The 442-nt window shown below is 71.9% G+C and carries 1 protein-coding gene; it reads left to right on the top strand.

Features of this window, described 5'->3' with window-relative positions:
• Positions 1-442, top strand: a 442-nt coding sequence (locus tag FLO80_RS23905) for an extracellular solute-binding protein (RefSeq protein ID WP_149187149.1), incomplete at both ends; no start/stop codon positions are given.

Genomic DNA, 442 nt, shown 5'->3' with positions numbered 1-442 from the left:
TCGGCTACGACGCCGACCGGCTGCAACAGCCGCCGGCGTCCTGGGCCGACTTCTGGGACGTCCAGCGCTTCCCCGGCAAGCGCGGCCTGCGCAAGCGGGCGATCTACAACCTGGAGTTCGCCCTGCTCGCCGACGGCGTGCCACGCGAGCAGGTCTATCCGCTGCTGGCGACCCGCGCCGGTGCCGACCGTGCCTTCGCCAAGCTGGGCCAGCTCAAGCCCTACATCCAGTGGTGGGAGGCGGGAGCGCAGCCGGCGCAGTGGCTGGCCGCCGGCGACGTGGTGATGACGTCCACCTACACCGGGCGCATCGCCGACGCCCACCGCGCGGGGCGCAACCTGGCCCTGGTATGGCCGGGCAGCCTGTACGGCATGGACTACTGGGCGGTGGTCAAGGGTTCGAAGCGCGGCGCCGAGGCGCGTCGCTTCATCGCCTTCGCCAA

The sequence above is a fragment of the Aquicoccus porphyridii genome, assembly GCF_008369105.1.
In the GTDB taxonomy this organism is placed as follows: Bacteria; Pseudomonadota; Alphaproteobacteria; order Rhodobacterales; family Rhodobacteraceae; genus Aquicoccus; species Aquicoccus porphyridii.
The sequence above is the reverse complement of the archived record's forward strand: the minus strand, read 5'-3'. Positions and strand labels throughout refer to the sequence as shown.